At 52.5% G+C, this 25,940-nt stretch carries 27 protein-coding genes and 2 tRNA genes; 11 read left to right on the top strand and 18 right to left on the bottom strand.

Annotation, left to right across the window (positions count from 1 at the left end):
• Positions 1–14 precede the first annotated feature (14 nt).
• Both sufE and KGP17_RS12055 read left to right on the top strand, forming a co-directional pair.
• On the top strand, positions 15–431 hold the full coding sequence (sufE, locus tag KGP17_RS12050; RefSeq protein WP_021804562.1) for a cysteine desulfuration protein SufE: 417 nt from the start codon (positions 15–17) through the stop codon (positions 429–431).
• A 281-nt stretch (positions 432–712) separates the two neighbouring features.
• Positions 713–1,732, top strand: a complete 1,020-nt coding sequence (locus tag KGP17_RS12055) for a L,D-transpeptidase family protein (RefSeq protein WP_021804561.1) — start codon at positions 713–715, stop codon at positions 1,730–1,732.
• A gap of 148 nt (positions 1,733–1,880) precedes the next feature.
• On the opposite strand, the gene KGP17_RS12060 is transcribed toward KGP17_RS12055, so the two are convergent.
• From KGP17_RS12060 to KGP17_RS12085, 6 genes are all read right to left on the bottom strand, one after another.
• Positions 1,881–2,117 carry a major outer membrane lipoprotein gene (locus tag KGP17_RS12060; RefSeq protein WP_005165631.1) on the bottom strand — a complete coding sequence of 79 codons (237 nt, stop codon included), beginning with the start codon at positions 2,115–2,117 and terminating at the stop codon, positions 1,881–1,883.
• A 307-nt stretch (positions 2,118–2,424) separates the two neighbouring features.
• Positions 2,425–3,837 (bottom strand): pyruvate kinase PykF, encoded by a 1,413-nt coding sequence (pykF, locus tag KGP17_RS12065; RefSeq protein ID WP_021178107.1) that lies wholly within the window; start codon positions 3,835–3,837, stop codon positions 2,425–2,427.
• Positions 3,838–4,266: 429 nt separating this feature from the next.
• Entirely contained in the window at positions 4,267–4,572 is a 306-nt protein-coding gene (locus KGP17_RS12070) for a pectin degradation protein (sugar phosphate isomerase family) (protein ID WP_021804559.1), read from the bottom strand.
• A 122-nt stretch (positions 4,573–4,694) separates the two neighbouring features.
• Positions 4,695–4,771: transfer RNA gene (locus tag KGP17_RS12075), tRNA-Val, on the bottom strand.
• A 21-nt stretch (positions 4,772–4,792) separates the two neighbouring features.
• Positions 4,793–4,869 (bottom strand) — tRNA-Val (locus tag KGP17_RS12080).
• Positions 4,870–5,061: 192 nt separating this feature from the next.
• The gene (locus KGP17_RS12085) at positions 5,062–6,438 is read right to left on the bottom strand and encodes an MATE family efflux transporter (protein WP_021804558.1); all 1,377 of its coding nucleotides are present in this window, start codon (positions 6,436–6,438) and stop codon (positions 5,062–5,064) included.
• A 333-nt stretch (positions 6,439–6,771) separates the two neighbouring features.
• On the opposite strand from KGP17_RS12085, the gene KGP17_RS12090 reads away from it, so the two are divergent.
• Positions 6,772–7,422, top strand: a complete 651-nt coding sequence (locus KGP17_RS12090) for a riboflavin synthase (protein WP_037374801.1) — start codon at positions 6,772–6,774, stop codon at positions 7,420–7,422.
• 36 nt (positions 7,423–7,458) lie between these two features.
• A complete protein-coding gene (locus tag KGP17_RS12095) occupies positions 7,459–7,752 on the top strand; it encodes an I78 family peptidase inhibitor (protein ID WP_037374799.1) in 294 nt (97 codons plus the stop codon).
• Between the two features lie 40 nt (positions 7,753–7,792).
• On the opposite strand, the gene cfa is transcribed toward KGP17_RS12095, so the two are convergent.
• Together cfa and punC are read right to left on the bottom strand one after the other, a co-directional pair.
• The gene (cfa, locus tag KGP17_RS12100; protein WP_071683652.1) at positions 7,793–8,944 is read right to left on the bottom strand and encodes a cyclopropane fatty acyl phospholipid synthase; all 1,152 of its coding nucleotides are present in this window, start codon (positions 8,942–8,944) and stop codon (positions 7,793–7,795) included.
• A gap of 340 nt (positions 8,945–9,284) precedes the next feature.
• On the bottom strand, positions 9,285–10,490 hold the full coding sequence (punC, locus tag KGP17_RS12105; protein ID WP_071683651.1) for a purine nucleoside transporter PunC: 1,206 nt from the start codon (positions 10,488–10,490) through the stop codon (positions 9,285–9,287).
• A gap of 125 nt (positions 10,491–10,615) precedes the next feature.
• Here punC and punR point away from each other — a divergent pair, with 125 nt between their 5' ends.
• Positions 10,616–11,536: a DNA-binding transcriptional activator PunR gene (punR, locus tag KGP17_RS12110; RefSeq protein WP_059200716.1), complete on the top strand. Its 921-nt coding sequence runs from the start codon at positions 10,616–10,618 to the stop codon at positions 11,534–11,536.
• A 46-nt stretch (positions 11,537–11,582) separates the two neighbouring features.
• Here the strand turns inward: punR and KGP17_RS12115 are convergent.
• Positions 11,583–12,943, bottom strand: a protein-coding gene (locus tag KGP17_RS12115; protein ID WP_371822183.1) for an IS3 family transposase whose coding sequence is annotated in 2 segments (ribosomal slippage) — positions 11,583–12,425 and positions 12,428–12,943 — 1,359 coding nt in all. Because the reading frame shifts where the segments join, the coding sequence is not laid out codon by codon here.
• Between the two features lie 73 nt (positions 12,944–13,016).
• Positions 13,017–14,042 carry an HTH-type transcriptional repressor PurR gene (purR, locus tag KGP17_RS12120; protein WP_021804552.1) on the bottom strand — a complete coding sequence of 342 codons (1,026 nt, stop codon included), beginning with the start codon at positions 14,040–14,042 and terminating at the stop codon, positions 13,017–13,019.
• Between the two features lie 324 nt (positions 14,043–14,366).
• Here purR and KGP17_RS12125 point away from each other — a divergent pair, with 324 nt between their 5' ends.
• The gene (locus tag KGP17_RS12125) at positions 14,367–14,456 is read left to right on the top strand and encodes a YnhF family membrane protein (RefSeq protein ID WP_158006235.1); all 90 of its coding nucleotides are present in this window, start codon (positions 14,367–14,369) and stop codon (positions 14,454–14,456) included.
• 64 nt (positions 14,457–14,520) lie between these two features.
• On the opposite strand, the gene sodB is transcribed toward KGP17_RS12125, so the two are convergent.
• Together sodB and KGP17_RS12135 are read right to left on the bottom strand one after the other, a co-directional pair.
• A complete protein-coding gene (gene sodB / locus KGP17_RS12130; protein ID WP_021178097.1) occupies positions 14,521–15,099 on the bottom strand; it encodes a superoxide dismutase [Fe] in 579 nt (192 codons plus the stop codon).
• Between the two features lie 214 nt (positions 15,100–15,313).
• Positions 15,314–16,129: a C40 family peptidase gene (locus KGP17_RS12135; protein WP_021804551.1), complete on the bottom strand. Its 816-nt coding sequence runs from the start codon at positions 16,127–16,129 to the stop codon at positions 15,314–15,316.
• Between the two features lie 410 nt (positions 16,130–16,539).
• Between KGP17_RS12135 and KGP17_RS12140 the strand changes: the two genes are divergently transcribed.
• Positions 16,540–16,887 carry a Grx4 family monothiol glutaredoxin gene (locus KGP17_RS12140; protein ID WP_172413932.1) on the top strand — a complete coding sequence of 116 codons (348 nt, stop codon included), beginning with the start codon at positions 16,540–16,542 and terminating at the stop codon, positions 16,885–16,887.
• An 84-nt stretch (positions 16,888–16,971) separates the two neighbouring features.
• On the opposite strand, the gene rnt is transcribed toward KGP17_RS12140, so the two are convergent.
• The 6 genes from rnt to KGP17_RS12170 form a co-directional block, all read right to left on the bottom strand.
• A complete protein-coding gene (gene rnt, locus KGP17_RS12145) occupies positions 16,972–17,652 on the bottom strand; it encodes a ribonuclease T (protein WP_021178094.1) in 681 nt (226 codons plus the stop codon).
• A 69-nt stretch (positions 17,653–17,721) separates the two neighbouring features.
• Positions 17,722–18,129: a lactoylglutathione lyase gene (gene gloA / locus KGP17_RS12150; protein WP_021178093.1), complete on the bottom strand. Its 408-nt coding sequence runs from the start codon at positions 18,127–18,129 to the stop codon at positions 17,722–17,724.
• 310 nt (positions 18,130–18,439) lie between these two features.
• Positions 18,440–19,537: an alkene reductase gene (locus KGP17_RS12155; RefSeq protein WP_021178092.1), complete on the bottom strand. Its 1,098-nt coding sequence runs from the start codon at positions 19,535–19,537 to the stop codon at positions 18,440–18,442.
• Positions 19,538–19,619: 82 nt separating this feature from the next.
• On the bottom strand, positions 19,620–20,225 hold the full coding sequence (locus KGP17_RS12160) for a TetR/AcrR family transcriptional regulator (protein ID WP_021804550.1): 606 nt from the start codon (positions 20,223–20,225) through the stop codon (positions 19,620–19,622).
• Between the two features lie 160 nt (positions 20,226–20,385).
• On the bottom strand, positions 20,386–22,017 hold the full coding sequence (eptA, locus tag KGP17_RS12165) for a phosphoethanolamine transferase EptA (protein ID WP_021804549.1): 1,632 nt from the start codon (positions 22,015–22,017) through the stop codon (positions 20,386–20,388).
• Positions 22,018–22,139: 122 nt separating this feature from the next.
• Positions 22,140–22,781 (bottom strand): NAD(P)-dependent oxidoreductase, encoded by a 642-nt coding sequence (locus KGP17_RS12170; protein ID WP_021178089.1) that lies wholly within the window; start codon positions 22,779–22,781, stop codon positions 22,140–22,142.
• Between the two features lie 138 nt (positions 22,782–22,919).
• On the opposite strand from KGP17_RS12170, the gene KGP17_RS12175 reads away from it, so the two are divergent.
• The 4 genes from KGP17_RS12175 to sodC all read left to right on the top strand — a co-directional run bounded on the left by KGP17_RS12175 (position 22,920) and on the right by sodC (position 25,930).
• A complete protein-coding gene (locus KGP17_RS12175; RefSeq protein WP_037374794.1) occupies positions 22,920–23,849 on the top strand; it encodes a LysR substrate-binding domain-containing protein in 930 nt (309 codons plus the stop codon).
• A 21-nt stretch (positions 23,850–23,870) separates the two neighbouring features.
• On the top strand, positions 23,871–24,110 hold the full coding sequence (locus tag KGP17_RS12180; RefSeq protein WP_021804547.1) for a DUF1289 domain-containing protein: 240 nt from the start codon (positions 23,871–23,873) through the stop codon (positions 24,108–24,110).
• A 108-nt stretch (positions 24,111–24,218) separates the two neighbouring features.
• Entirely contained in the window at positions 24,219–25,115 is an 897-nt protein-coding gene (locus tag KGP17_RS12185) for an aldo/keto reductase family oxidoreductase (RefSeq protein WP_021804546.1), read from the top strand.
• Between the two features lie 290 nt (positions 25,116–25,405).
• Positions 25,406–25,930, top strand: a complete 525-nt coding sequence (gene sodC / locus KGP17_RS12190) for a superoxide dismutase family protein (protein ID WP_021804545.1) — start codon at positions 25,406–25,408, stop codon at positions 25,928–25,930.
• The last annotated feature ends 10 nt before the right edge of the window (positions 25,931–25,940 follow it).

The following is a 25,940-nucleotide window of genomic DNA, read 5'->3' on the forward strand; positions in this document are numbered from 1 at the left end:
TTAAAGGGAATCCCATGGCGCATTTGCCAGACAAAGATAAATTGGTGCGTAATTTTTCCCGCTGCCTGAACTGGGAGGAGAAGTACCTGTATGTGATCGAACTGGGTAGCCAGTTGCCACCGCTGGATGAAAGCGAGCGGCAGGCGGCCAACCTGATTTCCGGCTGTCAAAGCCAGGTCTGGATCGTGATGAGCAACAACGCGCAAGGGCAGGTTGAGTTTCATGGCGATAGCGATGCTGCTATCGTCAAGGGGCTGCTGGCGGTGGTGTTTATTGTTTATCATGAGCTTACGCCGCAGCAAATCCTCGATCTGGATATACGCCCATTCTTCAGCGAACTGGCCTTGAGCCAACATCTGACGCCTTCTCGTTCTCAAGGTTTGGAGGCGATGATCCGCGCTATTCGCGGTAAAGCGGCACAGCTCGCCTGACCGGATATCCCAAGGCTTATTGATGGCACGCTATGTCAATGAGCCTTTACAAATCCAGCCAAACCCCGCCTTTTTTCTACAAATCATAAGTATTTCAGCCGCTTACCCGTTGACGAGTCATTGACAATTCCTGCGTTTGATTACGTTATAACATGTTGATTTTTTGCAATTTATTGCCTTTAAATCGGATCTTGCTAATATCGAACGAGCATTTATCTTATTTACCTGCTGGCTAGCGATCGCTAGCCTTGCAATGAACCGTAATAACAATAGGGATCAGAATGAAACGTGCGTTGACTCTAATGGGCGTGCTATTCGCCACTGTACTGACCGGCACCCAGGCCGCCAGTGCGAACGAATACCCATTGCCGCCGCCAGGCAGCCGTCTGATTGGTGAGAATACGATTTACAACGTGCCAAACGATGGCCGTTCGCTGGAAGCCATTGCGGCTGACTACAAGATTGGGCTATTGGGCATGCTGGAAGCCAACCCGGGTACCGATCCCTATCTGCCTAAACCGGGGTCGGCGCTGACGATCCCGACACAGATGCTGCTGCCGGATACCCCACGTGAAGGCATTGTGGTCAATCTGGCGGAACTGCGCTTGTACTATTACCCGAAAGGGGAAGATAAGGTGATCGTCTACCCGATCGGTATTGGCCAGACCGGTATGAATACGCCGCTGAAGGTGACCTCGGTCAGCCAGAAGATCCCGAATCCAACCTGGACGCCCACTGCCAACATCCGCAAGCGCTACCAGTCACAGGGCGTGACTTTGCCTGCGGTAATACCAGCCGGGCCAGAGAATCCGATGGGGTTGTTTGCCATGCGTCTGGCCATGGGGCACGGTGAATACCTGATCCACGGCACCAATGCCAACTTTGGTATCGGGATGCGTGTGAGCTCAGGCTGTATCCGCCTGCGCCCGGACGATATCGAAGCGCTGTTCAACCAGGTGCCACAGGGCACCAGAGTGCAAATCGTCAATGAACCGCTGAAAGTCTCCGTTGAGCCAGACGGCAAACGCTATGTAGAAGTGCATCAGCCATTGTCCAGAGTGGCCAGTGACGATCCGCAGACCATGCCAATCGCGCTTTCTAAAAATCAGAAAGCCTTTGCTGCCGATCCACAGACCGATAAGGCAATGCTCGACAGCGCCATCGTACGGCGTTCTGGCATGCCAGTGCTGGTAAGTGTAGGGCAAGACCCTTCCGAGGTCACTACACCGCCTACAGCACTTCCTGGTGAGGGTGCTGATACCTCTGGCGAGTCTGGTGCACCGATTAGCTCAGTGAACTAAACCTTGATGGTGAGAAAGTCATGGGGTCCGGCATTGAGCCTGGCCCTTTTTTTGTGCCTAAGGTATTGGATAGGGTGATGTGCAGGGGAATTTATAGGCAAAAAAAAACGGTGCACAATGTGCACCGTTTTCAATAACCGAAGCAAACTTACTTTTTGTAAGCGTGTGCTTGGTTGTCCAGACGCTGGTTAGCGCGCGCTGCGTCGTCTTTAGCTGCTTGAACGTCAGAACGGATTGCGTTCACGTCGTTGCTCAGCTGATCAACTTTAGCGTTCAGAGTCTGAACGTCAGAAGACAGTTGATCGATTTTAGCGTTGCTTGAGCAACCAGCCAGCATAGTAGAAGCCAGGATTACCGCGCCCAGTACCAGTTTAGTACGATTCATTATAACACCCTCTAGATTGAGTTAATCTCCATGTAGCGTTACAAGTATTACACAAACTTTTTTCGAAAGAGAATAAATTTTTTGTATTAGGGCCCTTTATTTTGATCGTTCGCTCAAACTTGCATCTTCTTTTGCAAAATAGTTAAAAAATCGAAGGAAAACAGCCTGATTCTATGGGACAACTCTCAAATGAAATTGGCGAAATAAACCGCTTTAATGGTTGCGTTTTTCTGAAAGTGCGTTATTGCAGATAAAAAAAACGCCGCTAAGCGGCGTTTGGGTCACAGACTGGTTGTCACGTTTATTATTACAGCACGTGAACCGAGGCAGTATTGGTCGTGCCGCTTGGTACCAGAGCACCAGAAACCATCACCACGACGTCGCCTTTCTGTGCCAGGCCGCTGGCCAAAGCAACTTCTTTACCAATGCGGTAGAAGTCGTCGGTAGAAGCGATTTCTTTGACCATCTGAGTGGTGATACCTTTGCTCAGGATCAGCTGACGGGCAGTGACTTCGTTGGTCGTCAGCGCCAGGATCACGGCGTTAGGGAAGTACTTACGCACGGATTTGGCTGATTTGCCGCCGCTGGTGGCAACCACAATCAGTGGCGCGTCCAGTTTTTCAGCAGTTTCTACCGCACCGCGGCACACCGCTTCGGTGATACGCAGTTTACGGTTGTCGTTCAGGGTGTCGATACGGCTAGGCATCACGCGATCGGTACGTTCGCAGATGGTTGCCATGATGGTAACGGCTTCCAGCGGGTATTTACCCTTGGCGCTTTCACCAGACAGCATCACCGCATCGGTACCGTCCAGGATGGCGTTGGCAACGTCACCGGCTTCTGCACGGGTAGGGCGCGGGTTTTTGATCATTGAATCAAGCATCTGGGTCGCGGTGATAACCACTTTGCGTGCACGGTTACACTTCTCGATCATCATCTTCTGCGCGAAGATCACTTCTTCAACCGGGATTTCAACACCCAGATCGCCACGAGCTACCATGATGCCGTCAGACGCTTCGAGGATCTCGTCGAAGTTGTTCAGGCCTTCCTGGTTTTCGATCTTGGAGATGATCTGAATGTTTTCGCCGCCGTGAGCTTTCAGGTGCTCACGGATTTCCAGCACGTCGGAACGCTTACGGATAAAGGAAGCCGCAACGAAGTCTACGCCTTGCTCACAACCGAAGATCAGGTCACGTTTGTCTTTTTCGGCCAGCGCTGGCAGCTGAATGGATACGCCCGGCAGGTTAACGCCTTTGTTTTCGCCCAGATCGCCGCTGTTCAGTACCTTACAAACCACTTCGCTTTCGGTAACCGCAGTCACTTCCATACCGATAAGGCCATCATCCACCAGCACGGTGTTGCCAATTTTCAGGTCGGCAGCAAAGCCAGGGTAGGTCACCGCAACGCGCTCGTTGTTGCCGATAACGCTCTGGTCGGTGGTGAAGGTGAAGGTCTGGCCAGCAACCAGGGCTGCATCAACGCCGCCTTCCAGTTTCATGGTACGGATTTCCGGGCCTTTGGTATCGAGCAGGATACCGGCGTTTTTACCGGTTTTGGCAATTACCGCACGCATGTTCTTGATGCGGTTACCGTGTTCTTCATAATCGCCGTGGGAGAAGTTAAGGCGCATTACGTTCATGCCCGCGTTCAGCAGGCTGGTCAGCATTTCTTCCGACTCGGTTTTCGGGCCGATAGTACAAACAATTTTGGTCTTTTTCATGACGATTTTTTCTGCAAGTTGTGATGGATTATAAAACTAACGGTACCGGTGGCTAGGCCATCGGTAAGGGATTTGGGCTGTGCCTGGCAATGCAAAACATAGTTAAGGATAGGTGACCTTGGTCGAAATGGGGTGGAAAAATTCGGCCGATGCCCAGGTGCGGGTAGGCTGCGCAAAAAGCGAGGATGAGAATTTTTTGTAATTGCGTTTTCGCAGATCAAGGGCTGAAACCATTCAACTGAAAGACGTTGCGCATTATAAGGCTATGCGGCTGGAAACAAAACAAAAAACCGCAGTCGCTGGCAGTTTTGTACATAAAGTCAGCAAATGTGGCGCAAATAAGCCGCCTGCCAACGGGTTTGTTGCGCAATTAGCATTACTGTAACGGATTATGTTTTCGAAAAAAATAAAGTGACGGCGATCGCGTTTTCAAACATTTTTCTGGATTTCCAGCAGGACTCCGTCATCCAGACAGAAACAGCCAAAAACGGTAGTGGCAGGGATCGCCAACGTTTCCTGGGCCATCAGAGTATGCACGTCACTGCCGACGGTGAATTCGAAGATCCCAGAAAGGACGCGGATGTGTTGGGGGTAGGGGCGTTTTTGCAGTTGGTCAAAGGTGCCTGCGGCAAACTTGACTTCCCAGGCGGTGCTTCCATCGCTCATTAGCCCTTGGCGGCGGGCGAGGCCATTGTCGAGTTGTTCGAACGGCAGCTGTGATTTAAAAACCGACATCAAAATTACCTCCATCAGGATACTGTGCTGATGATACGCGACGGGCTGACGCTCTGTCCGGTATTACTGTTAAATTGGGTTACCGTTAGGCGAGAGATAATACTGGGAAGCGAAACAAGAAGTGGTGCGTCCGAATGGACTCGAACCATCGACCCCCACCATGTCAAGGTGGTGCTCTAACCAACTGAGCTACGGACGCACTGTGCTACTTTCAGGAATTTGGTGCGTCTGAATGGACTCGAACCATCGACCCCCACCATGTCAAGGTGGTGCTCTAACCAACTGAGCTACAGACGCATCTTTTTCCTCTCTGTCATGGCTGACAGCGGGGACGAATATTAACGAGCAACCTGGCCGCTGGCAAGGGGAAAAACGCAATTTTATTTGGTATTTCACGCGATTGCTGAGCTTATGTGCAGTAAGGCGGTTTTTTCTGCAATGGCTGGCGAGGAACTCGCCGGTTTGCCTGTGACAAACCGGCGAACGCTATTAACGTGTGGAACGCTGCAAAATCAACGCCGGGGGTTGGCGTTGTAACCAGCGCATCCGAAATACCATCATGATGGCGGCGAAGGTCAGGCCGATAATAAAGCCGAACCAGAATCCGCTCGGCCCCATCGCCGGCACGATGTAGTCCGTCAGCGCCAGCAGATAGCCGCTGGGCAATCCGAGAACCCAATAGGCCACAAAGGTGATGTAGAAGATCGCCCGGGTATCTTTATAGCCTCGCAGAATACCGCTACCGATCACCTGGATAGAGTCGGATATCTGGTAAATCGCCGCCAGCAGCATCAGATGGGAGGCCATGGTCACGACCGCAGGATTATCGTTATACAGCAGGGCGATAGATTCGCGGAAGGCAGCGGTGAACAACGCCGAGCAACTGGCCATGGCGATGCCGACGGCAATCGCCGCATAGGCGGCAATCCGAGCGCCCTCTACTGAGCCTTCGCCCAGACGGTGCCCAACGCGAATGGTGGCCCCAACGCCGAGCGACAGCGGCAGTACAAACATCAGTGAGCTGAAGTTCAGGGCAATCTGGTGTCCGGCAACCGCAACGATGCCTAGCGGTGAAACCAATAATGCCACTACGGCAAACAGCGTCACCTCAAAGAACAAGGCCAGGGCAACCGGTAGACCAATGCCGATCAGACGTTTTAACGCCTGCCAGTCCGGGCCACGGCGTGCGCCTTCCTCCAGCTTGATATCCCGCAGCGAGGATGCACGTTTGGTATACCAGCGCATCATCAGGAACATCATCCAATACACGCTGGCGGTGGCGACACCACAACCGACGCCGCCCATTTCCGGCATGCCAAACTTGCCGAAAATCATTATGTAGTTGATCGGGATGTTGATCAACAGCCCCAAAAATCCTATTACCATGCCGGGCTTGGTTTTGGATAAGCCTTCACACTGACCACGGACGACCTGGAAGAACAAATAGCCGGGAGCTCCCCACATAATGGCATGCAGGAAACCAACGGCCTTTTCAGCCAGCAGCGGATCGATGTTGTGCATCATGTCGATCACCAACTGGCTGTTATAAATCACGGCGATAATGAGGAGTGAAACCCCCGATGCCAGCCAAAAGCCCTGACGCACCTGATACGCGATACGATCGCGGCGGCCCGCGCCGTTGAGCTGGGCGATAACTGGGGTCAAGGCCAGCAGTAAACCGTGGCCGAACAGAATGGTCGGCAGCCAGATAGAGGTCCCGACGGCAACGGCGGCCATATCCGTGGCGCTATAAGAGCCAGCCATGATGGTATCGACCACGCCCATTGCGGTTTGGGATATTTGCGCGATGATGACCGGAATTGCGAGGGCCAATAAACTACGCGCCTCAATAAAGTACTTCTGCACGTATACACCTTTCTAATTATTTATGGGAAGGGGTGTCGCTGCATCAGCAACAACTAAAAACTGCGGAATATGCCGAAAAGATTGTACCTGCTAGTCGGGGTTAAGCAAAGGTTGTAAAGAAATAGTTATACTCGTCGTCTTTCAAGCTGTAGCTTGAAATCCAAGAGTCTCTATTCGTCGCCTTGAAACTACAGCGCAGTTAGCTGAGGACGCTAACCCCAGGATATAAACTAGGCAAGCACTGCTTTTTTGCCGCTGTGCGTTTGGTTTTCTGCCATAACTGGGGCAAACTGCTTACAGCGCGTTGAACATAGTCATAAAGAAGAGGCCAACATGTTTACCGGTATCGTACAAGGCACCGCCCCGCTGGTTGCCATTGATGAAAAACCCAACTTCCGTACCCACGTTGTTGAAATGCCTGATGAGCTGTTACCAGGGCTGGAGTTGGGGGCCTCGGTAGCCCACAACGGCTGCTGTCTGACCGTCACGGAGATCGCAGGCAATCGCGTCAGCTTTGATTTGATCAAAGAGACTCTGCGGTTGACCAATCTTGGCGATCTTAAACTGGGTGATGTGGTCAATCTGGAAAGAGCCGCCAAGTTTAACGATGAAATCGGCGGACACCTGATGTCCGGGCATATTATCTGTACGGCGGAAGTCACCAAGATTTATACCTCGGAAAATAATCGCCAGATCTGGCTGCGTATGCCGAATATCGATTTGATGAAATATGTGCTGCATAAGGGTTTCATCGGCATCGATGGCATCAGCCTGACCATAGGCGAGGTGGTCAATAACCGTTTCTGCGTGCATTTGATCCCGGAAACCCTTGAGCGCACCACGCTGGGTAAAAAGCGCCTGGGCGATAAGGTCAATATCGAAATCGATCCGCAAACTCAAGCGGTGGTGGATACCGTCGAGCGTGTGCTAGCTAATCGTGAGGCTGCGTTAGCTGTCACCAAGCCGTCTGTACCCAAAGTCTGATAACCCTGCACCAATAACCACACATAGGAGCCAAACGTGAAGTTTTACGGGAAAACGATGATGCTAGCGGCGCTGTTGGCGCTGACCGCCTGTTCAAGCTCCCCAGAACAGGCGAACTCACAGTCTGCCGAGGCTGAAGATGATACCTGTGGTGCATCGCAGTATCAGAATTATGTGGGTAAACCGCTGTCTGCGTTGGACGGGGTCAATATTCCCCAGCAGGTACGTACTATTCCTTATAACTCTATGGTAACCATGGATTTCAATCTAAAGCGCTTGAACTTCCTAGGTGACAGTGAAGACAAAATCATTCGCGTTTATTGCGGTTAATAACCCTTTACCCCAACCCTGTGGGTTGGGGTAAAGGATTTTAGCGGGGAACTCGCAGACCGCCTTCGACGCCTTTAGGGCTGAATACCACCTGCCAAAGTTGAATATCGCGAGCGCGGAACGCTCCTGCGCAGGCATTAAGGTAATAACTGAACATCCTTTCAAAACGTTCGGAATAGCGCGATGCCAGCTGTGGCCAGCTCTGTTTGAAACGTTCATACCAGGCCATCAGGGTGCGATCGTAATCTGCGCCGATATTATGCCAATCTTCCATGACGAAACGGCCTTCGCTGGCCTCGGCAATATGTTTCACCGACGGCAGGCAACCGTTGGGGAAGATATATTTATTGATCCACGGATCAACGTTCATATCGGTCTCGTTGGAACCAATGGTATGCAACAGGAAAATGCCATCGGGTTTTAAATTACGTTCCACCACCTCGAAATAGGTTCGGTAGTTTTTCGGCCCAACGTGTTCGAACATGCCGACCGAGACGATGCGGTCAAACTGCTGGTAGAGGTCGCGGTAATCCTGCAGCAGAATTTCCACGTCCAGCCCGGCACAGCGCTCTTGCGCCATTTTCTGCTGTTCGGCGGAGATGGTGACGCCCACCATGGAAACGCCGTAGTGCTTGGCCGCATAAGCAGACAGACCGCCCCAGCCACAGCCGATATCCAATACCCGCATACCGGGCTGCAGGTGCAGTTTTTCGCAAATCAACCGTAGCTTGGCCTCTTGTGCCTCTTCCAACGTCGTGGCCTGTTGCCAATAGCCGCAGGAATATTGCATATAGGGATCCAGCATCTGGGTAAACAAATCGTTACCCAGGTCGTAATGCTCTTTGCCAACAATCCAGGCACGTTTTGGGGATTGCAGATTGGTCAGGCGGGCGGCGGCAATACGCAAGATATCCTTCAGGTGGTGGGGCAGTTTCTTTTCCAGGCCGGCTGCGACAACCCGCTGAAAAAATATGTCCAGCCGTTCGCACTCCCACCAACCGTCCATATAGCTTTCGCCCAGCCCCAGAGAGCCGTCTTGCAGTACGCGTTTAAAGAAATTGGGATTATTGATCTGAATATCGAAAGGGCGTGAACCATTGATTTCAATGCCGGCCATGCTAAGCATTTCATGAGCGATACGATACCAATGGTTGTCCTGGATGCTCAGATCTTCTATACACGATGAACTCATAGCTTCTCCATCACCTTCTTCTGACTTATGATCCTGCAGAATTTAGCGTAGACAATTTCTACAGGGACATACGTATACCTACGGTAAAAATTCACCGTGGTGTCTGAAATTCGACTTGAACAGAGGAAATTTAAGAGACTCCCTGCGTCAAAGGACGCGGGTAAATGCAACCTTAAATAAAGTGTGATGCCATCCACGTACGCAGCAGTTGCTGCAATAAGAACTTAGTATAACTGTTATTCTAAAAGGTCGTTTTTGAGTATAGGCTTGCCGAGGCGTAGACTCAACTGCAAATCGCGCTCGGCAAGAATTTTCATTAAGTGACTATTTACAGAGATAATTATGACACGGAGTCGGCATGCTCCTGCTGTGTCACCTGCGTTTCATCCGTTCCTTTCCCACGCTGGATCAGATATCCCAAGGCCGCCAAAAATACGGTAGCCACCATTACGGTAGCCGTGGCTAACAGCGGTTGGGCGATAAATGCCGAAACCAACAGGCTGGCGATAAAACATAATCCCAACTGTAGCGTGTTTTGCAGCGCAGCGGCTTTGCCACTGTTGTTGGGGAAGGGCATCAACGCATTGGCCACTAGAATAGGATAGCTGGCACCGTTTACTAACGCCATAAAGCAGAACGGGATCAGCAGAGTGGTCAATGTTGGCTCACTTAGCGTGGCGATCAGATACAACGCCACCATGCTGACACCGTAAGCTAACAGCAACCACGGCAGCAAGGTTTTGCCAGAGATGCGATTTAAGGCGCTACGGCAGCTATAACCCCCTAATAAGAAAGCCAGCGTTTGCGGCACATAGCTCAGACCAATATCGTTGGGGCTATACCCCATATCGCCGAGGATAAAGGGTGAACCCGTCAGCCAGGCGAAGAAGCCAGCAGAACAGGCAGCAAAAACCATCACGTTGCCGCTGAACACCGGGGATTTCAAGATCTGCATAAAGCCAAGGCTCGGCTTTTTATCGGCGGAAGGTACCAGTCTGCTACGGTCTTTCAGCAGCAAGGTGGGGATCAGCAGCAGGGCGGTGATCCCCAGCAGCACGGCGAAAATGGCCCGCCATCCCATATGGTTGAGCAACCAGGCACCCAGCAGTGGGGCCAGCGCCGGAGAGAGGGCGACCAGCGGCATAATGGAGGCGAAAACACGGTTGGCTTTGCCATCGCGGTAGCGATCGACCACGATCGCCTGCCAGGTGACGGCGGCGGAACAGACACCAATGGCTTGAATGAAGCGCAGTGACCACAGCTGTGCCACGTTCTCGACCCAAAGCATACCGAGGCAGCCAACGGCGAACAGCGCCAGGCCAATCAATAACACGGGCTTACGGCCAATACGGTCGGACAGCGGCCCCCACAGCAACTGGGCGAAGGCAAAGCCCGCCAGGAAGATACTCAGGCTGGCGCTGATCGCCCCAGCGGAGATTTGCAGATCCTGCTGCATTGCCCCAAAGGCGGGCAGGTACATATCGGTAGCCAGATAGCCCAACATACTCAGGCCGGCCAGGTAGAACATAAATCCAAAATTTCGCATTGCTATTTCTCGTTAAAATTATGTTGTCGCAGGTTTTGAAGCGCCGGCAAGTGTATACGGCTGGATCTCTGCTTGTGAAACGGTAATATTTGCAAGGTGCTGTTAAAAAATTTGAAGGCAAACATATGTGGTCAGAATATTCACTCGATGTGGTAGATGCGGTAGCGCGGACCGGCAGTTTCAGCGCGGCGGCACAGGAGTTGCACCGCGTTCCTTCTGCTGTGAGCTATACGGTGCGTCAACTGGAGCAATGGCTGGCAGTGCCTTTGTTTGAACGCCGTCACCGCGATGTGGAACTCACGCCAGCGGGGGCGCTGTTTATTAAGGAGGCGCGAGTTGTTATCAAAAAAATGCTCGATACCCGACGGCAGTGTCAGCAGGTGGCCAACGGTTGGCGCGGGCAACTGCGGATTGCGGTCGATCTGATCGTCAAACCCCAGCGCAGCCGCCAGCTGGTGCTGGATTTTTATCGCCATTTCCCCGACGTGGAACTGATGGTACAGCCGGAAGTCTTCAACGGCGTGTGGGATGCGCTGGTCGATGGCCGCGCTGAGATGGCCATTGGTGCAACACGGGCGGTACCGGTAGGCGGCGGTTTTGCCTTTCGCGATATGGGCTTTATGAATTGGCTCTGCGTAGTCCATGCTAAACATCCGCTGGCCGCCTTGCAAGGAAAGCTGCGAGACGATCAGCTACGACCTTATCCCTCGTTGCTGTTGGAAGATACTTCGCGCAATTTACCCAAGCGGGTGACCTGGTCGCTGGACAACCAGCGGCGGTTGACCGTGCCGGACTGGGTTTCGGCGGTAGATTGTTTGCGTGCCGGGCTGTGTGTGGGCATGGTACCCGCGCATCGGGTATTGCCGTTGGTACAAAGTGGCGAACTGGTGGTATTACCACTGCATGAGCCTTTCCCGCCTAGCGCATGCTGCTTGACCTGGCAGCAAAACGCCCAGTCTCCGGCCATGGCCTGGCTGTTGGACTATCTGGGCGACAGCGAAACGCTCAATCAGGAATGGCTCAGTGAAGAGGAGCCGGGTGGTTAATCGGGCGCAGTATTGAACTGACCCCAAGAAGTTGGACGGTTTAAAATTAAGCAACCATCAAAGCCTGCGTTCTGTACTCCACAGGGCTCAGGCCTTTGAGCTTCTGTTTGATACGATGGTTATTGTAGTAATCTATGTACATGTCTATCTCTTCAGACAGCTGTTCCACACTCTCAAAGCGTTGTAAATAATACAGTTCAGCTTTCAGATGGCCAAAGAAGTTTTCCATTACCGCATTATCCAGGCAGTTACCCTTGCGAGACATGCTCTGTTCTATCCCATTTTCCTGCAACTGATGCTGATAAGCCGCCATCTGATAGTGCCAACCTTGGTCACTGTGCAGCAACGGCTTTTCTTCCGTTTTTAGCGTACTGAGCGCCTTATCCAGCATCGTTTTTACCAGACTGAACACAGGTTTACGGGACATCTCATAGGCAATGATTTCACCGTTAAACAAGTCGAGTACCGGCGATAAATACAGCTTTTTATCCGCCACCCGGAACTCCGTGATATCGGTCACCCACTTTTGGTTAGGCTCCAGAGCGGTAAAATCGCGCTGCAAGGTATTCGGGGCCACTTTACCGACATGTCCCTTGTACGAACGGTATTTTTTACGGCGAACGGGCGATTTCAATTGCAGCTCAACCATCAGTTTTTGCACGGTTTTATGATTTAGCACAGCCCCCATCTTTCGAAGAACACTGGTCACCCGGCGATAGCCGTAACGGCCTTTATGCTCGTTAAAAACAGCCATTATTTGCTGCTTGGTTTCACCATACTTATCCGGTGCTTGATGGCTTTTACAACAATAGTAATACGTACTGCGCGGCAGTTTTCCGGCCCACAGCAAAACCTCCAAACGGTGTTCTGACCTCAATGCTCTGATTATTTTTGCCCTTTTCGACGAGTCTGGGCTTCCTTCTGTTGCATCAAGGCTCTCAACTTTTTTATGTAATCATTCTGCGCACGTAAAAACTCGATTTCCTCCCGCATCTCTTCGGGGGTCAACTCATCAGGCGATTTATCGGCATGGGGGGTTTTGGGATGCTGACGCATTTGGCGACTACGCTTATTCAGGTTGAGGGCTTCAGCCCCATTCTCCCGATAGAGTTTAATCCAGCGTTCCACAGTAAGGTAAGAAGGAATATTGAATTTAGCGGCGACTGTCGCTAAAGAGAGCGGATTTAAAAGCGCGAATTCGACAACAGAGAGCCTGAAGTCAGGTGTGTAATGTTGCTTGCGTCCTAACCGCAGCCCCTGTTCCCCATGATGCTGATAAGCGGCAATCCATCTGCGTAGTTGGACATGGGCAATAGAAAACTTCTTAGCGGTCTGTTTTTGACCGCCGAGTCCGGCAAGATAGTACCGGACAACGTCAAGTTTGAACTGAAGTGAATACTTCATCAGAACTGTACCTCCAAATGTCAGATGTTTGTCCAACATTTGGGGTTCAGTTCATATTGCAGCGCCCCAACAGGAGTTAACGGCGGTAATCGACAAAAGGACCATCGGCGACTGAGCGGCGCTCGATGAGTTTTGGATGCACTTCAATCACCTGCGATTCTTCACGCTTGCTGATAATGCGATCCAACAGCATGGTAAAGGCCATCTCGCCCAGGCGCTCTTTCGGCTGGTGAATGGTGGTTAGCGCCGGGGTGAAGTAGCGGGCATTACGCACGTTGTCGTAGCCAATCACCGAGATATCCTGCGGTACACGCAACCCCAGCTCATCGGCGGCGCAGATCGCCCCCATGGCCATAATATCGCCGCCACAGAAAACGGCGGTTGGACGATGCTTTTGCGACAGGATCTGATGCATGGCTTTGTAGCCAGATTCAGGCTCGAAATCCCCCTGCACGATCCATTCTTCGCGCACTTCGATGTTGGCTTCCTTCATGGCTTTCAGAAAGCCCTGGTGGCGACCTCCACCGGTATTACGCGCCAGTTGACCAGGAATGGCACCGATGTCACGGTGGCCACGTTCGATCAGGTAGCGGCCTGCCAGGTAGCCGCCCTCGAAGGCATTGTCGATAATGGTATCGGTGAAGTCTCCGCGCGCGGTACCCCAATCCATCACCACCATGGGAATATTACGGTAATCTTCCAGCATGCCCAGTAGCTGATCTGGATATTCTGAGCACATCACCAGCAAGCCATCGACGCGTTTTTGCGCCAGCATTGCCAAATAGGCTTGCTGTTTATCCAGATTATTGTGCGAGTTACACAAGATCAGGGTATAGCCTTTGCTGTAGCAGCTGTTTTCCACCGCTTCGATCACTTCGGCAAAATAGGGGGCCTCGCTCGAGGTGGCGAGCAAACCGATCGATTTGGTGTGGTTGACCTTGAGGCTGCGGGCCACGGCGCTAGGTGAATAGTGAAGCTCTTTGATGGCGGCCCAAACGGCCGTTTTGGTATCTTCGGCGACGAAACGCGTTTTATTGATAACGTGCGAAACGGTAGTGGTAGAAACGCCAGCGCGTTTGGCCACATCTTTAATCGTTGCCATGTAAAAAATGACTCCTAAACCCACATGTTACAGCATGTAAGTATGATGTTAATCGTTTGCCTGCGTAGATCCTTCCCCAGATAAGCGAAAACTGAGTTTTTAGTGCTGAAGTCGTAAATCGCTTGAACAGGGAGGGGCAGTTTATCGGTACGCAGTTGTGAACTGCGGATTTTGTCGCATATTGAAGAAAAGTGGAAGAGCTAATCGGTAATTATCAGCGGGGAAATCATAACAAGATTTTAATCACGAACTGTGGGAAAATGATTTGACGTATAAACTGTGTGGCTTATGCTCTGGAAAAGCCAATCTGAGAGGGAGTTGTATATGGATACCAATTTGAAGATGTCATTACTCACCACCGTGGGTGCTTTGGCAATGATTATTGCTTTCAGTTTTATTGCCGCATTGAACTGATCCGCAGCAGAAAAACAAAGGCGCAGCTTGATGCCGCGCCTTATTATTAGCTAGTTACCCGCCGTTAAGCCAGGTTTTCTGCCACGAACGCCCAGTTAACCAACGCCCAGAAGTTTTCCAGGTACTTTGGCCGCGCATTGCGGTAGTCGATATAGTAAGCATGCTCCCACACGTCAACGGTCAATAGCGGAACGTCTGCGCCGGTCAGCGGGGTTGCCGCATTTGAGGTGCTGACGATCGCCAGACTACCATCCGCTTTTTTCACCAGCCAGGTCCAGCCCGCGCCGAAGTTTTTCACGGCGGCATCGGTGAACTGCTCTTTAAAGGCGGCGAAGGAGCCGAATGACTTATTGATGGCCTCTGCCACTGCGCCCGTTGGCTCGCCACCACCTTGCGGTGATAAGCAGTGCCAATAGAAGGTGTGGTTCCAGACCTGAGCGGCGTTGTTGAACACGCCGCCGGTGGAGGTCTTGACGATCTCGACCAGGGATTTGCCTTCGAACTCGCTACCTTTCACCAGATTGTTCAGGTTAACCACGTAGGTGTTATGGTGCTTGCCATAGTGGTATTCCAGCGTTTCTGCGGAAATGTGCGGTTCGAGAGCGTTTTTCTCATATGGTAATGCAGGTAATTCAAACGACATTGCTTTCTCCTTTTATAGACAATACGCCTCTCCGACGCTGCAGGCCTAAGGGGCCGAGGGCGGAAAAACGCAATTGCACCACTTTTGTTATGGTTATTAATCTTAACAACTTTCCGAGCGAAAAGAACATCCAAAGTGTGCCAAGTGACTGATTGTTTAAAGTTGCAGCGGGTGATAGAGAGCACGGCCAAGCAGTTGGCTCAGCCGTGAAAGGTTAACGGATGGTGGTAGGGGTCACTACGCGGCGGGCACCAATGTAATGGTTTTGCCAATAGTCGTTATCTAACTGACTGATGCGAATTTCTTCACCGGTACGCGGTGACTGGATGAACTTACCGTTACCAAGATAGACGCCAACGTGATCGGCGGTGCCACGGTTGTTGATGCGGAAGAACACCAGATCGCCTTTCTCAAGCTCATTACGCTTGATCGGCGCTGCATCACGCAGGTGGTACATTTCGTTGGCGGTACGCGGCATTTTAATTTTCACCACGTCTTTGTACGCGTAATAAATCAGCCCGCTGCAGTCGAAGCCTGTACCAGGTGAAGACCCACCCCAGCGGTAGGGCTTACCCATTTGCCCCATCAGCTTGGCCATGGCGGTCTGCTTGGCGTGCTGATAACGTTTTTTGTGAGCGGCGGAAAGTTTCAACGGCTTTTCGCGGCCAGCCAATTTTGCCGTAGCTTTGCCTTCTTCACGATGGCGACCATAACCTTTTTTATAGCCTTTTTTAGGCGGAGTTACTTTTAGCTTGGCCGTTTTGGTTGCCTGGCTTTTAGTTTTAACGCTGGTGGTTTTTTTTGCGGTCTTTATCGTTGCTGGTTTGGTTTTTAGCGTTTTCGGAGGGGTGGCTGCCTTCACTTTTTTATTGGCTTTCTCCGCTTTCTTTTTCTTGCGGTCGTCTGGCCGGGCTTCATTAACGTGACTCTTGCGCTGCTCGGCAGAAACACGTGCCTGTGGCGCAGCGTGCGCCAAATTGAAGAAGAGCTGCGTAAATAGCAGCACAAAAAGTGTAATAATTAACCGCATATCGACGTTACCAACCTTGGCTCCGAAACAGAAATCGAATGAGTCACAGTATTCCCGAAATTCACCCTATAAAACAGCGTGGATCTCATAAATACTAATCCATATTGTGAGAAAACGTTAATGGCATTTTTATTGTTGCAAAATCAAACGCCTGGCGCCTAAAAAAGCGACAGAGATCATGTGGTTGGCTTATTGCTCGCCGGCATTGCGCAGGGCAAAGATAATAGTGAAACGTCCCGATTAAAAATGTTATTCTGGGGCCATGTTTTAACCGGTTCGGTGTGTCCGCCGCTTTTGCTAAGGCAATCAGAGAATGTCCCTGCAAAAGATGGCGTTTTCTTGGCACCGGTCCTGCCGCTACAATAGCCAGTGTGATGCATGTTGTAGCCATGATGTGGCTTGAGGAAGCAATAATGACGACGATTGAAAAAATTCAGCAGCAAATTTCTGCCAACCCGATCCTGCTGTATATGAAAGGCTCACCGAAATTGCCAAGCTGCGGTTTCTCTGCTCAGGCCGTGCAGGCGCTTTCAGCCTGTGGTGAACGTTTTGCCTATGTTGATATTCTGCAAAACCCGGACATCCGCGCTGAGCTGCCAAAGTACGCCAACTGGCCAACCTTCCCGCAGCTGTGGGTCGATGGTGAACTGGTTGGCGGCTGCGATATCATCATCGAGATGTACCAGCGTGGTGAACTGCAGCCGTTGATCAAAGAAACGGCCGAAAAGTATAAAGATCAGGAAGACCAGCAGCCTTAATGGCGCAGGGTTTTACCCAATAAAATCGGGCGGCACCTTTAACAGTGCCGCCCGATTTTTTATGTCTGTCAGTTTGCCAGCAAGCTATTGCGATTCAACGTTGGCAATCGGCCAGCCACCGAGACGTTTCCAGCGGTTGACCAGTTCACAGAACAGTTGGGCGGTTTGCTGGGTATCATACAGGGCTGAGTGTGCCTGGCTGCTATCAAACGGCATACCGGCGGCGATACAGGCTTTGGCCAGCACCGTCTGCCCTAATACCAGCCCACTAAGCGCAGCGGTATCAAAGGTGGCAAACGGGTGGAACGGGTTGCGTTTCAGGCTGGCGCGCTCGGCGGCGGCCATCAGGAAACTGTGATCAAAGTTGGCATTATGCGCCACGATGATCGCCCGGTTACAGCCCTGATCCTTAATGCCTTTACGCACGGCTTTGAAAATCGCATGCAGCGCATCATATTCACTCACTGCACCACGCAGTGGGTTATGTGGATCGATACCGTTGAAGGCCAGCGCTTCCGGTTGCAGGTTCGCCCCTTCAAACGGTTCTACGTGAAAATGCAGCGTTTCATCTTGCTGTAACCAACCATTTTCATCCATTTTCAGCGTGACGGCGGCAATCTCTAGCAGCGCATCGGTCTGAGCATGAAACCCGGCGGTTTCCACATCAATAACAACGGGATAAAACCCACGGAAACGGCCACTCAGGGCGTTAAGATCACTTTTTTCGGCCATCAGTTTCTTATCTTTAGCGAATTCAGCGCGCATTATGACAAATTTCTTGTCTTGGTGCAGCGGAGATAGAAAGCAGGGCGCATGGCGCGCCCTGGAGAAACCTCAGTTACCGAGGCCATGACCTGCATGCTTGTTCTCGATCAGTTCGATCTTGTAGCCGTCTGGATCTTCGACGAAGGCAATCACGGTGGTACCGCCCTTGACTGGACCGGCTTCGCGTGTGACTTTGCCACCGGCCTGTCGGATGTTGTCGCAGGTGGCGGCTACATCATCGACGCCCAGAGCCAGATGACCAAAGGCGGAACCCATGTCGTAGCTGTCGACGCCCCAGTTATAGGTCAGTTCGATAACCGAGCCTTCGCTTTCATCGCTATAACCCACGAAGGCCAGCGAGTATTTGTACTCGGTGTTTTCGCTGGTACGCAGTAAGCGCATGCCTAATACCTTGGTATAGAAGTCGATGGAGCGTTGCAGATCGCCGACACGGAGCATGGTATGGAGTAAGCGCATAATTTCCTCTGATTGGATATGCCGCGGCTGACGGCAGGTGACTTGAACAGCGTCAGACAGTATAGCCTTGTCGCATAAGGCAATTCAACGCGTGCGGTTGGTGATAGGGTAGGTTACGTTGTCACAAACAAAAATAGCTGCGGATAATAGTGCAGCAGGCGGGAGCCATACAGAATGCCGACACGCCGTGGATCCTTCCATGGAGGCTCGTATCGCGCGTCGATGCGCTCAACGGTCGGCTAACCTGTATGACCCCACCTGTCAGAGGCTTAGTGTATTGCGGTATTTAGCGCCCCTGTTTAGTTGAGCGTTACAGTGTCGGATAATCGGTATAACCCTCGGCACCGCCGCCGTAGAAGAAATCGGCACGCTGCTCGTTGAGTGGAGCCTGCTGTTTAAAGCGTTCCACCAGATCTGGGTTGGCAATATAGCTGCGGCCAAAGGCGACGGCATCAATAAAGCCTTGGGCGATCAGCTCTTCCGCTTTCTCCGCCGTATAGGCACCCGCGCCAATAATCACGCCTTGGAAGTGCGCTCTTACTGCATCGCGGAACGCGGTTGAGTAAGGCTTGCCACCGGCCCAATCCGGCTCGGAAATATGCAGGTAGGCGATACCGCGCTTGTTCAGCTCTTCGATCAGATACAGCGCCGCTTCTTCCTGATCTTCGCCGTTGTCCAGGCCATTGAACGGGCCCAACGGTGAGATACGGATACCAACGCGATCGGCTCCGATTTCAGCAATGCTCGCATCGACCACTTCCAGCGTCAGACGGGTACGGTTTTCAATGCTGCCACCGTATTGGTCAGTACGTTGGTTGGACGCCGGAGACATAAACTGGTGCAGCAGGTAACCGTGCGCGGCATGCAATTCAATATAGTCAAAACCGGCTTCACGCGAGTTGGCCGCAGCCTGGCGGAAATCGTTGACGATCCCCGGGATTTCGTTGGTTTCCAAAGCACGTGGGGTAGAGGTTGGCACACGGACCCAGGCACCGGTTTCATCACGCACCGTGGTGCGGGTTTCGGCATTGATCGCTGAAGGTGCGACGGGAGCCTGCTGGCCCGGCTGCAAGCTTGAGTGGGAGATGCGGCCTACGTGCCAAAGTTGCACAGCGATATGACCCTGTTTGTCATGTACCGCCTGGGTGATTTTTTTCCACGCGGCGATTTGTTCTGGGGTATGCAGACCGGGAGCTCCGGCATAACCTTTCGCCTGGAAAGAAATCTGGGTGGCCTCGGTGATCAGCAGGCCAGCGCTGGCACGCTGAGCATAATATTCCGCCATCAACGGCGTAGGGATGTCACCTGGCTCGATGCTGCGCAGACGAGTCAGCGGGGCCATGAACACTCGATTGGGTAAGGTGGTGTGGCCAACTTTGAGCGGAGAGAACAATTTTTCAATCTTCATAGTGCATCCTATAGTATTAGACCAGTCGACTAGTGATGATAAACAATATCGCTACAATGTCTTTCGGGTAAAAAAAGGGAGTTTATGGCTGCGCTGGGCGCAACAGCAATTCGATACTTTCCAGCGCACAGGTCAGTGGGGCGACAGAGTGGCGGATTTTAGCCCGCAACGATGCGCCCAACCACAGCGAATACAGCGTTTCCGCCGTGGCCGCCGGGCTCATAGTGATAGCCAGTGAACCTTCACGGATACCACGTTCGATCGCGTCTTGCAGATGACCAATCACGCGGCTGGTGCCAGCTTCCAACGCATGGCGCATAGGTTCAGAAAGATCGCTGACCTCTGCGGAGAGTTTCACTGCCAGGCAAGCGTTATGGCACTCACTGCGGCAGTGGAAGCTGATGGCCTGGGCATAATAACTTAATAACTGATTACGCGCGTCGCTGCGAGAGTCGGCAAAAAGCGCCTGCATTTGAGCGTCATAATGGGCAAAATAGCGTTGCAACATCGCTTCGCCGAAGGCTTCCTTCGAGCGAAAATAGTGATAGAACGACCCTTTGGGCACGCCAGCGGTAGCGAGCAGCTCACTGAGGCCCATGCCGGTAAAACCAAGGCGCAGGCTGAGCGTTTCGCCGGTAGCGAGCAGATGTTCTCGGGTATCCCCGTTGCAATTCGTCTGTTTTGTCATAATGAAAATGAGAATAATAGACCGATTGGTCTAGGTCAAGTCGCAGATAAAAAAAACCGGGAAAAAATCCCCGGCTCTGACGGTAAAAACGTCGACTAACTTACATTCTATCGAGTTGCTGCACAAGACCTCATGCCGGTGTGCAGCATGCTGCGTCAGTCTAGCTGCGGCAGCGCTGCAGAATATCCAGGTTGGGCTGATATTGCTGTGTCTGCACATTCAACATGCCCAACAGGGTGTGGAACAGATTATCCTGTGAAACCTTGTCGTTATCCGCCAAGGATTGCAGGCATTGGCGGTTAATGCCGAAATTGCGTTCATAATCGGCCGACATCCACATCAGGAAAGGCACGTGGGTCTGCTGAGAAGGCGCGAACATATAAGGCGTACCGTGCAGATACATGCCATTCTCCCCGAGCGATTCACCGTGATCGGAAAGATAGACCATCGCCGTATTGAATTTGCCGCTGTATTGCTGCAATAGCTTGATGGTGCTGTCCAGCATGGCGTCGGTGTACAGTAGCGAATTGTCGTAGGTATTCACCAGTTGCTCGTGGGTACAGTCCTGGATCTGGTTGCTGTCACAGGTGGGTGAGAACTGGCGTAATTCGGGCGTACTGCGGCGGTAGTAGGCCGGGCCGTGGCTTCCCATCTGATGCAGTACGATCACACCGTCCCCTTTCAGGCCGTTGATATAATCGTCCAGTTTATGCAGCAGCACGTTATCCATGCAGACATCGCCGTCGCAATACTGCGAAAGCTTCAGCTTGGTCATGTCGATATGTGGGATGCGATCGCAGGCCCCCTTACAACCGCCGTCATTTTCGCGCCACAGCAGGTTCACTCCGGCATGAGCCATCACGTCCAGCATGCCTTCCTGGTGTGCGGCCAAGGTGGCGTCGTAGTCGCCGCGTGGCATGTTGGAGAACATGCAGGGCACGGAAATAGCCGTTTCGGTACCGCAGGAGCTGGCATTCTTGAAATAAACCACATGGTCCTGCTTCAAGCGGGGATTGGTCTCCCGTGAGTAACCACCTAGCGAAAAATTCTCTGCCCGCGCGGTTTCACCGACCACCAGTATCACCAGGGTTTTCTTGGTCTGGCTGCTAATGACTGGGCCTAAATGAGCATCTTCACCAATCTTGACCAGCGGCAGATTTTGGTGGAAATAGCGGTGTTGAGCGTACTTGATGGTGCCAGACACAAAATTGCTTGGGGTGAGCATTTTCACCACGCTTTTATTGTTGCGGATCAGCGAGGCGTAATCTTTATAGAATAACGCTGCAACCAACAGGATCACCACCACGGAAAGCATCACATTGGCCGCGCGCAGGCCAATCATGTACCACCAAGGGCGGGTTTTATTGATGCGGACAAAGCACACGAAAACGGCAGGCAAAATGCCCAGCAACAGCAGCCATAGCCCCATACGAGGGGTGAGCAATGCCGTCGCTTCCTGAGGGTTGGTCTCGAAGGCGTTCTGCATCATATTGCCATCAATCACCACGCCGTAGCTGAACATAAAATAGTTGGCCGCCGCGCTGCCGAGCAGTAACAGAATAACCAGGGGTTTACGCAGGAACGGAATGGTTAATACGCTGAAGATAATATTCAGGGCACAGAAAATAACCACTGGCATAGTCGCCGCAAAAATGACGCTATGTACGCTATCAAAGGTGATATATGACCAGGCCTGGTGAATAAATAGCAGGTTCTGGAAAACCGTGAAGAATAGGGCGCAAGCCAGGATAAAACCCAAGCTGTTGCATTGTAATGATGGACGTAAGCGCATTGCCAAATCTGGATCCTGCCATGAGGTAATGCGCCGAAATTTATCAGATGAAACTTAAGATAACCTTAGACGTAGTGAGTGGCAGGACAGCGGCTGCAACGATTACAGCCGCTGGCGGACGATTAATAGGCAGCGGTAAACTGTGCCTTGATGAACTGCGGTTTTTCCACTTCGTCGATAATGGCAACCGCGAGGTCTTCTACCGAAATACTGGCCGGCGCGTCACCCTTCATCAACAATTGTGTCGTGCCCAAACGGAACTGACCGGTACGCTTGCCGGGTTCCAGCAACGCGGCAGGAGAAAGGTAGGTCCAATCCAACTGGGTTTCTTTTTTCAACGCATTACGTAAATCTCGTACCGCCTGGGCCCCTGGACGAATATTTTCCGGGAACTGCGGAGTATCAACCAGCTCAACTCCCGGAGCGACTTCCAGGCTACCGGCACCGCCAACGTACAGCAGGCGTTTAACCGCGGATTGTTTTACCGCCGCCAGGATTTGTTGGGCACCTTTAGCGGTTTTCTCATACAGGTCCGTTTCTGCCCAACCTGGGTTATAGGCGCTGATCACGACATCATGGCCAGCTAACTGTTGTGCCAGCCACGGGCCGTCGGCCACGTCACCCAGGGCGACGGTGAGATTGGCATTATCCGGCAGATCTTTTTTCTGACGGGCGATGGCGGTCACTTGCAGGCCGCGGGCCAAAGCTTCATCCACTACGCGGCGGCCAACAAAACCGGTTGCTCCAATAATGGCGACTTTCATGAGGTCTCTCCTGTGAAATATTTTTTAGCGGGTTGCCGTACCACTCAGTGGCGGCGCAGTAGAAATACTATAAGCCTTAACAATGCGGCTGATTAGTGCCATATTTATGCTTTCTTGATTAAGTAAAACTTCATAATCATGGATAAACTGAATCGAATGGCGGTATTTGCCACCGTGGTAGCCGAGGGATCTTTTGTTGCGGCGGCCCGTCGGCTAGAGATGACGCCTTCTGCGGTCAGCCAGCATATGAGGTCGTTAGAAAAGTCGCTCGGGATGCCGTTATTGCACCGCTCGACTCGCCGCTTGGCACTGACCGATGCGGGGGAAGCCTTTTATCCCGGTTGCGAAGCCATGTTGCAGGAAGCACAGCGCGCGGAGCAGCGGCTGGCGGAACTGCGGGATACGCTGGTGGGCGAACTACGTATTGCCACCACCGTCGGGATCGGTAGCGGCCCCTTGGCTGAGGCTCTGGCTCCCTTGCTGCTGGCGCACCCAAAGCTGACGCTGCGCATTCTGGCAGATGACCAGGTGGTGGATATGATCGAGCAGCGGGTAGATATCTCGCTGCGCGTAAATCTGCAACTGGCAGATACCAACCTGATTGCTCACCCGCTGACCGCCTGGCCCATGGTGCTCTGCGCCGCGCCGCGTTATCTTAGCCAGCATGGCGTGCCGGAAACGCCCCAGGAGCTTGTGCAACACCGCTGGATCACTGGTAGCGGTCACGGGCTGCATCTCGATTTACATCACCATGCGGGCGAAACATTCAAACTACGCCTGGCGGCGGGGCAGGTTGTCAGCGGTAGTATGAACGTGATCCGGGCCTTTACCCGCAATGGTCTGGGGATTTCCGGTCAACCGCTGTATGAAATTGGTGATGAACTGCGCAGGGGGGAATTAATCGCCCTGTTACCGCAGTGGAGGCCAGCGCCATATCGGCTGCATGCGTTAACTCTGGAGCGGGTTCTACCGGAGAAAACGCGCCAGGCGTTGCACTATTTGCGAGAATATTTTCGCCGTCATGGGGAAAAGCCACTTGCCAATGGCCCCGATGACGTCTTCAATTAGCATGACAACGCAGGAGGACGTGTGGCGCAGCAACTCGAGTTCTTTGACATCCCAAGCCCGTGTCGTGGCATTTGCCAGGCCGATGAGCGCGGCTATTGTCGTGGTTGCCTGCGCAGCCGCGAGGAGCGCTTTGGCTGGATGCAAATGAACGATGTCCAGAAAAAGGACGTTCTGCGCCTGTGTCGCCAGCGTTACCTGCGCTCACTGCGTACCGGCAAGCAGCCGGAAGAGATCCCGCCAGAGCAGCCCTCACTGTTTTAACTTTAATGCTGATTTTCTCGATCTGCCGCACGTAAAGGCCACTTTTGCGTTTCCTACGTCTTGGACGCTTGTGTATGCTGGCGTTAACTATTGTCATGAGGTTTAACAATGCTGAATCGTACTAAGCTGGCACCCCTTGGGCCAGAGTTCTCACGCATGATTTGCGGCTACTGGCGTTTGATGGAGTGGGGCATGTCTCCGCAGCAGTTGCTGACGTTTATCAAGCAACACGTTGAGCTGGGGGTGACCACGGCGGACCACGCGGATATTTATGGTGGCTATGCCTGCGAGCAGGCCTTTGGCGAGGCTATCAAGCTACAGCCCTCGGTGCGCCAGGGGATGGAGCTGGTGTCGAAGTGCGGCATCGCGACCACCGCCAAGCCGGGTAACCCTATCGGGCATTACATCACCGATCGCGAGCATATCGTGCATAGCGCAGAGCAGTCATTATCGCACCTGCATACGGACTACCTGGATTTATTGTTGATCCATCGCCCCGATCCGTTGATGGAAGCCGATGAGGTAGCAGAAGCCTTTGTGGCGCTGCATAAAAGCGGCAAGGTGCGCCATTTCGGCGTTTCGAACTTTACGCCAGCACAGTTTTCCTTATTGCAGTCGCGTCTGCCGTTCTCGCTGGTGACTAACCAGGTCGAAATTTCCCCGATCTATCAGCCTGCGATCCTCGACGGCACCTTGGATCAATGCCAGCAGTTGCGTATCAAACCGATGGCCTGGTCTTGTCTGGGTGGCGGGCGGTTGTTCAGCGATGCTGAGTTCCAGCCGTTACGCGATGAACTGCAAACGGTGGCGCAAGAGATTGGTGCCGAAACCATTGAGCAGGTGGTGTATGCCTGGGTGATGCGTCTGCCTTCGGCACCGCTGCCAATCATCGGCTCCGGCAAGATCGAACGCGTACGTTCGGCCCTGAAGGCGCAAGAGCTAACCTTGAGCCGCCAGCAGTGGTTCCGCATTCGTAAAGCGGCACTGGGTTACGACGTACCTTAAGTTGAGCGGGTAAGGCTGGCATCGTGCCAGCCTTTGCCGCTACTTCACTTGCACCCCTTGGCTAAATATTATCAGTAAGCTTGCAGCCCAAAACATTAAGAATGCCAGTATCTTTATGTTAATGACACTTGCCGACGCAGGGGGGCAGAAAACCAAGGAATACGGGAGCAAGGTCACAAAATATTATAACCGGCTCAGTGGCAGCGCTGATTAACGACGGTTTCCCCTGTAGCAAGGTTTAATCGGTATATACTCCCTAAGGACTATAACTATCGCATGGAGATTGAGTGATGAAACGTTATTGGTGTGCGGCATTGGGTTTGATGGCCTGTGGCGTTGCGCAGGCGGCAACGGTTGATGTCGAAATGAATCTGGTGACCGGCCAGGGAATTGGTCAGGACATTGGTAAAATCACAATTAGCGAAACGCCTTATGGCCTGTTGTTCACCCCGCAACTGAAAGCCTTGCCTGCCGGTGTGCACGGTTTTCACGTTCATGAGAAAGGCAGCTGTGAGCCGGGTATGAAAGAGGGTAAGGCGGTAGCCGCACTGGCTGCGGGTGGCCACTTTGATCCTGAGAAAACCGGCAAGCATCTCGGGCCTTATGATGCCAACGGGCATTTAGGCGATTTGCCAGCAATCTATGTCACGGCGGACGGTATGGCTGACACTCAGGTGCTGGCTCCGCGCTTGAAGAAAATCAGCGAAATCGAAGGCAAGGCGCTGATGGTACACGCCGGGGGGGATAACCACTCCGATCAACCCAAACCGCTGGGTGGTGGTGGCGATCGCTTCGCCTGTGGCGTAATCAAATAAATCAGCTGCC

The sequence above is a fragment of the Serratia sp. JSRIV001 genome, assembly GCF_019968745.1.
GTDB lineage: Bacteria > Pseudomonadota > Gammaproteobacteria > Enterobacterales > Enterobacteriaceae > Chania > Chania fonticola_B.

Bases quoted from the DNA above. Each gene is read 5' to 3' on its own strand.
- sufE (WP_021804562.1), top strand. From the start codon at position 15: ATGGCGCATTTGCCAGACAAAGATAAATTGGTGCGTAATTTTTCCCGC.
- KGP17_RS12055 (WP_021804561.1), top strand. From the start codon at position 713: ATGAAACGTGCGTTGACTCTAATGGGCGTGCTATTCGCCACTGTACTG.
- KGP17_RS12060 (WP_005165631.1), bottom strand. From the start codon at position 2,117: ATGAATCGTACTAAACTGGTACTGGGCGCGGTAATCCTGGCTTCTACT.
- pykF (WP_021178107.1), bottom strand. From the start codon at position 3,837: ATGAAAAAGACCAAAATTGTTTGTACTATCGGCCCGAAAACCGAGTCG.
- KGP17_RS12070 (WP_021804559.1), bottom strand. From the start codon at position 4,572: ATGTCGGTTTTTAAATCACAGCTGCCGTTCGAACAACTCGACAATGGC.
- KGP17_RS12090 (WP_037374801.1), top strand. From the start codon at position 6,772: ATGTTTACCGGTATCGTACAAGGCACCGCCCCGCTGGTTGCCATTGAT.
- cfa (WP_071683652.1), bottom strand. From the start codon at position 8,944: ATGAGTTCATCGTGTATAGAAGATCTGAGCATCCAGGACAACCATTGG.
- punC (WP_071683651.1), bottom strand. From the start codon at position 10,490: ATGCGAAATTTTGGATTTATGTTCTACCTGGCCGGCCTGAGTATGTTG.
- punR (WP_059200716.1), top strand. From the start codon at position 10,616: ATGTGGTCAGAATATTCACTCGATGTGGTAGATGCGGTAGCGCGGACC.
- purR (WP_021804552.1), bottom strand. From the start codon at position 14,042: ATGGCAACGATTAAAGATGTGGCCAAACGCGCTGGCGTTTCTACCACT.
- KGP17_RS12125 (WP_158006235.1), top strand. From the start codon at position 14,367: ATGGATACCAATTTGAAGATGTCATTACTCACCACCGTGGGTGCTTTG.
- sodB (WP_021178097.1), bottom strand. From the start codon at position 15,099: ATGTCGTTTGAATTACCTGCATTACCATATGAGAAAAACGCTCTCGAA.
- KGP17_RS12135 (WP_021804551.1), bottom strand. From the start codon at position 16,129: ATGCGGTTAATTATTACACTTTTTGTGCTGCTATTTACGCAGCTCTTC.
- rnt (WP_021178094.1), bottom strand. From the start codon at position 17,652: ATGCGCGCTGAATTCGCTAAAGATAAGAAACTGATGGCCGAAAAAAGT.
- gloA (WP_021178093.1), bottom strand. From the start codon at position 18,129: ATGCGCTTACTCCATACCATGCTCCGTGTCGGCGATCTGCAACGCTCC.
- KGP17_RS12155 (WP_021178092.1), bottom strand. From the start codon at position 19,537: ATGAAGATTGAAAAATTGTTCTCTCCGCTCAAAGTTGGCCACACCACC.
- KGP17_RS12160 (WP_021804550.1), bottom strand. From the start codon at position 20,225: ATGACAAAACAGACGAATTGCAACGGGGATACCCGAGAACATCTGCTC.
- eptA (WP_021804549.1), bottom strand. From the start codon at position 22,017: ATGCGCTTACGTCCATCATTACAATGCAACAGCTTGGGTTTTATCCTG.
- KGP17_RS12170 (WP_021178089.1), bottom strand. From the start codon at position 22,781: ATGAAAGTCGCCATTATTGGAGCAACCGGTTTTGTTGGCCGCCGCGTA.
- KGP17_RS12175 (WP_037374794.1), top strand. From the start codon at position 22,920: ATGGATAAACTGAATCGAATGGCGGTATTTGCCACCGTGGTAGCCGAG.
- KGP17_RS12185 (WP_021804546.1), top strand. From the start codon at position 24,219: ATGCTGAATCGTACTAAGCTGGCACCCCTTGGGCCAGAGTTCTCACGC.
- sodC (WP_021804545.1), top strand. From the start codon at position 25,406: ATGAAACGTTATTGGTGTGCGGCATTGGGTTTGATGGCCTGTGGCGTT.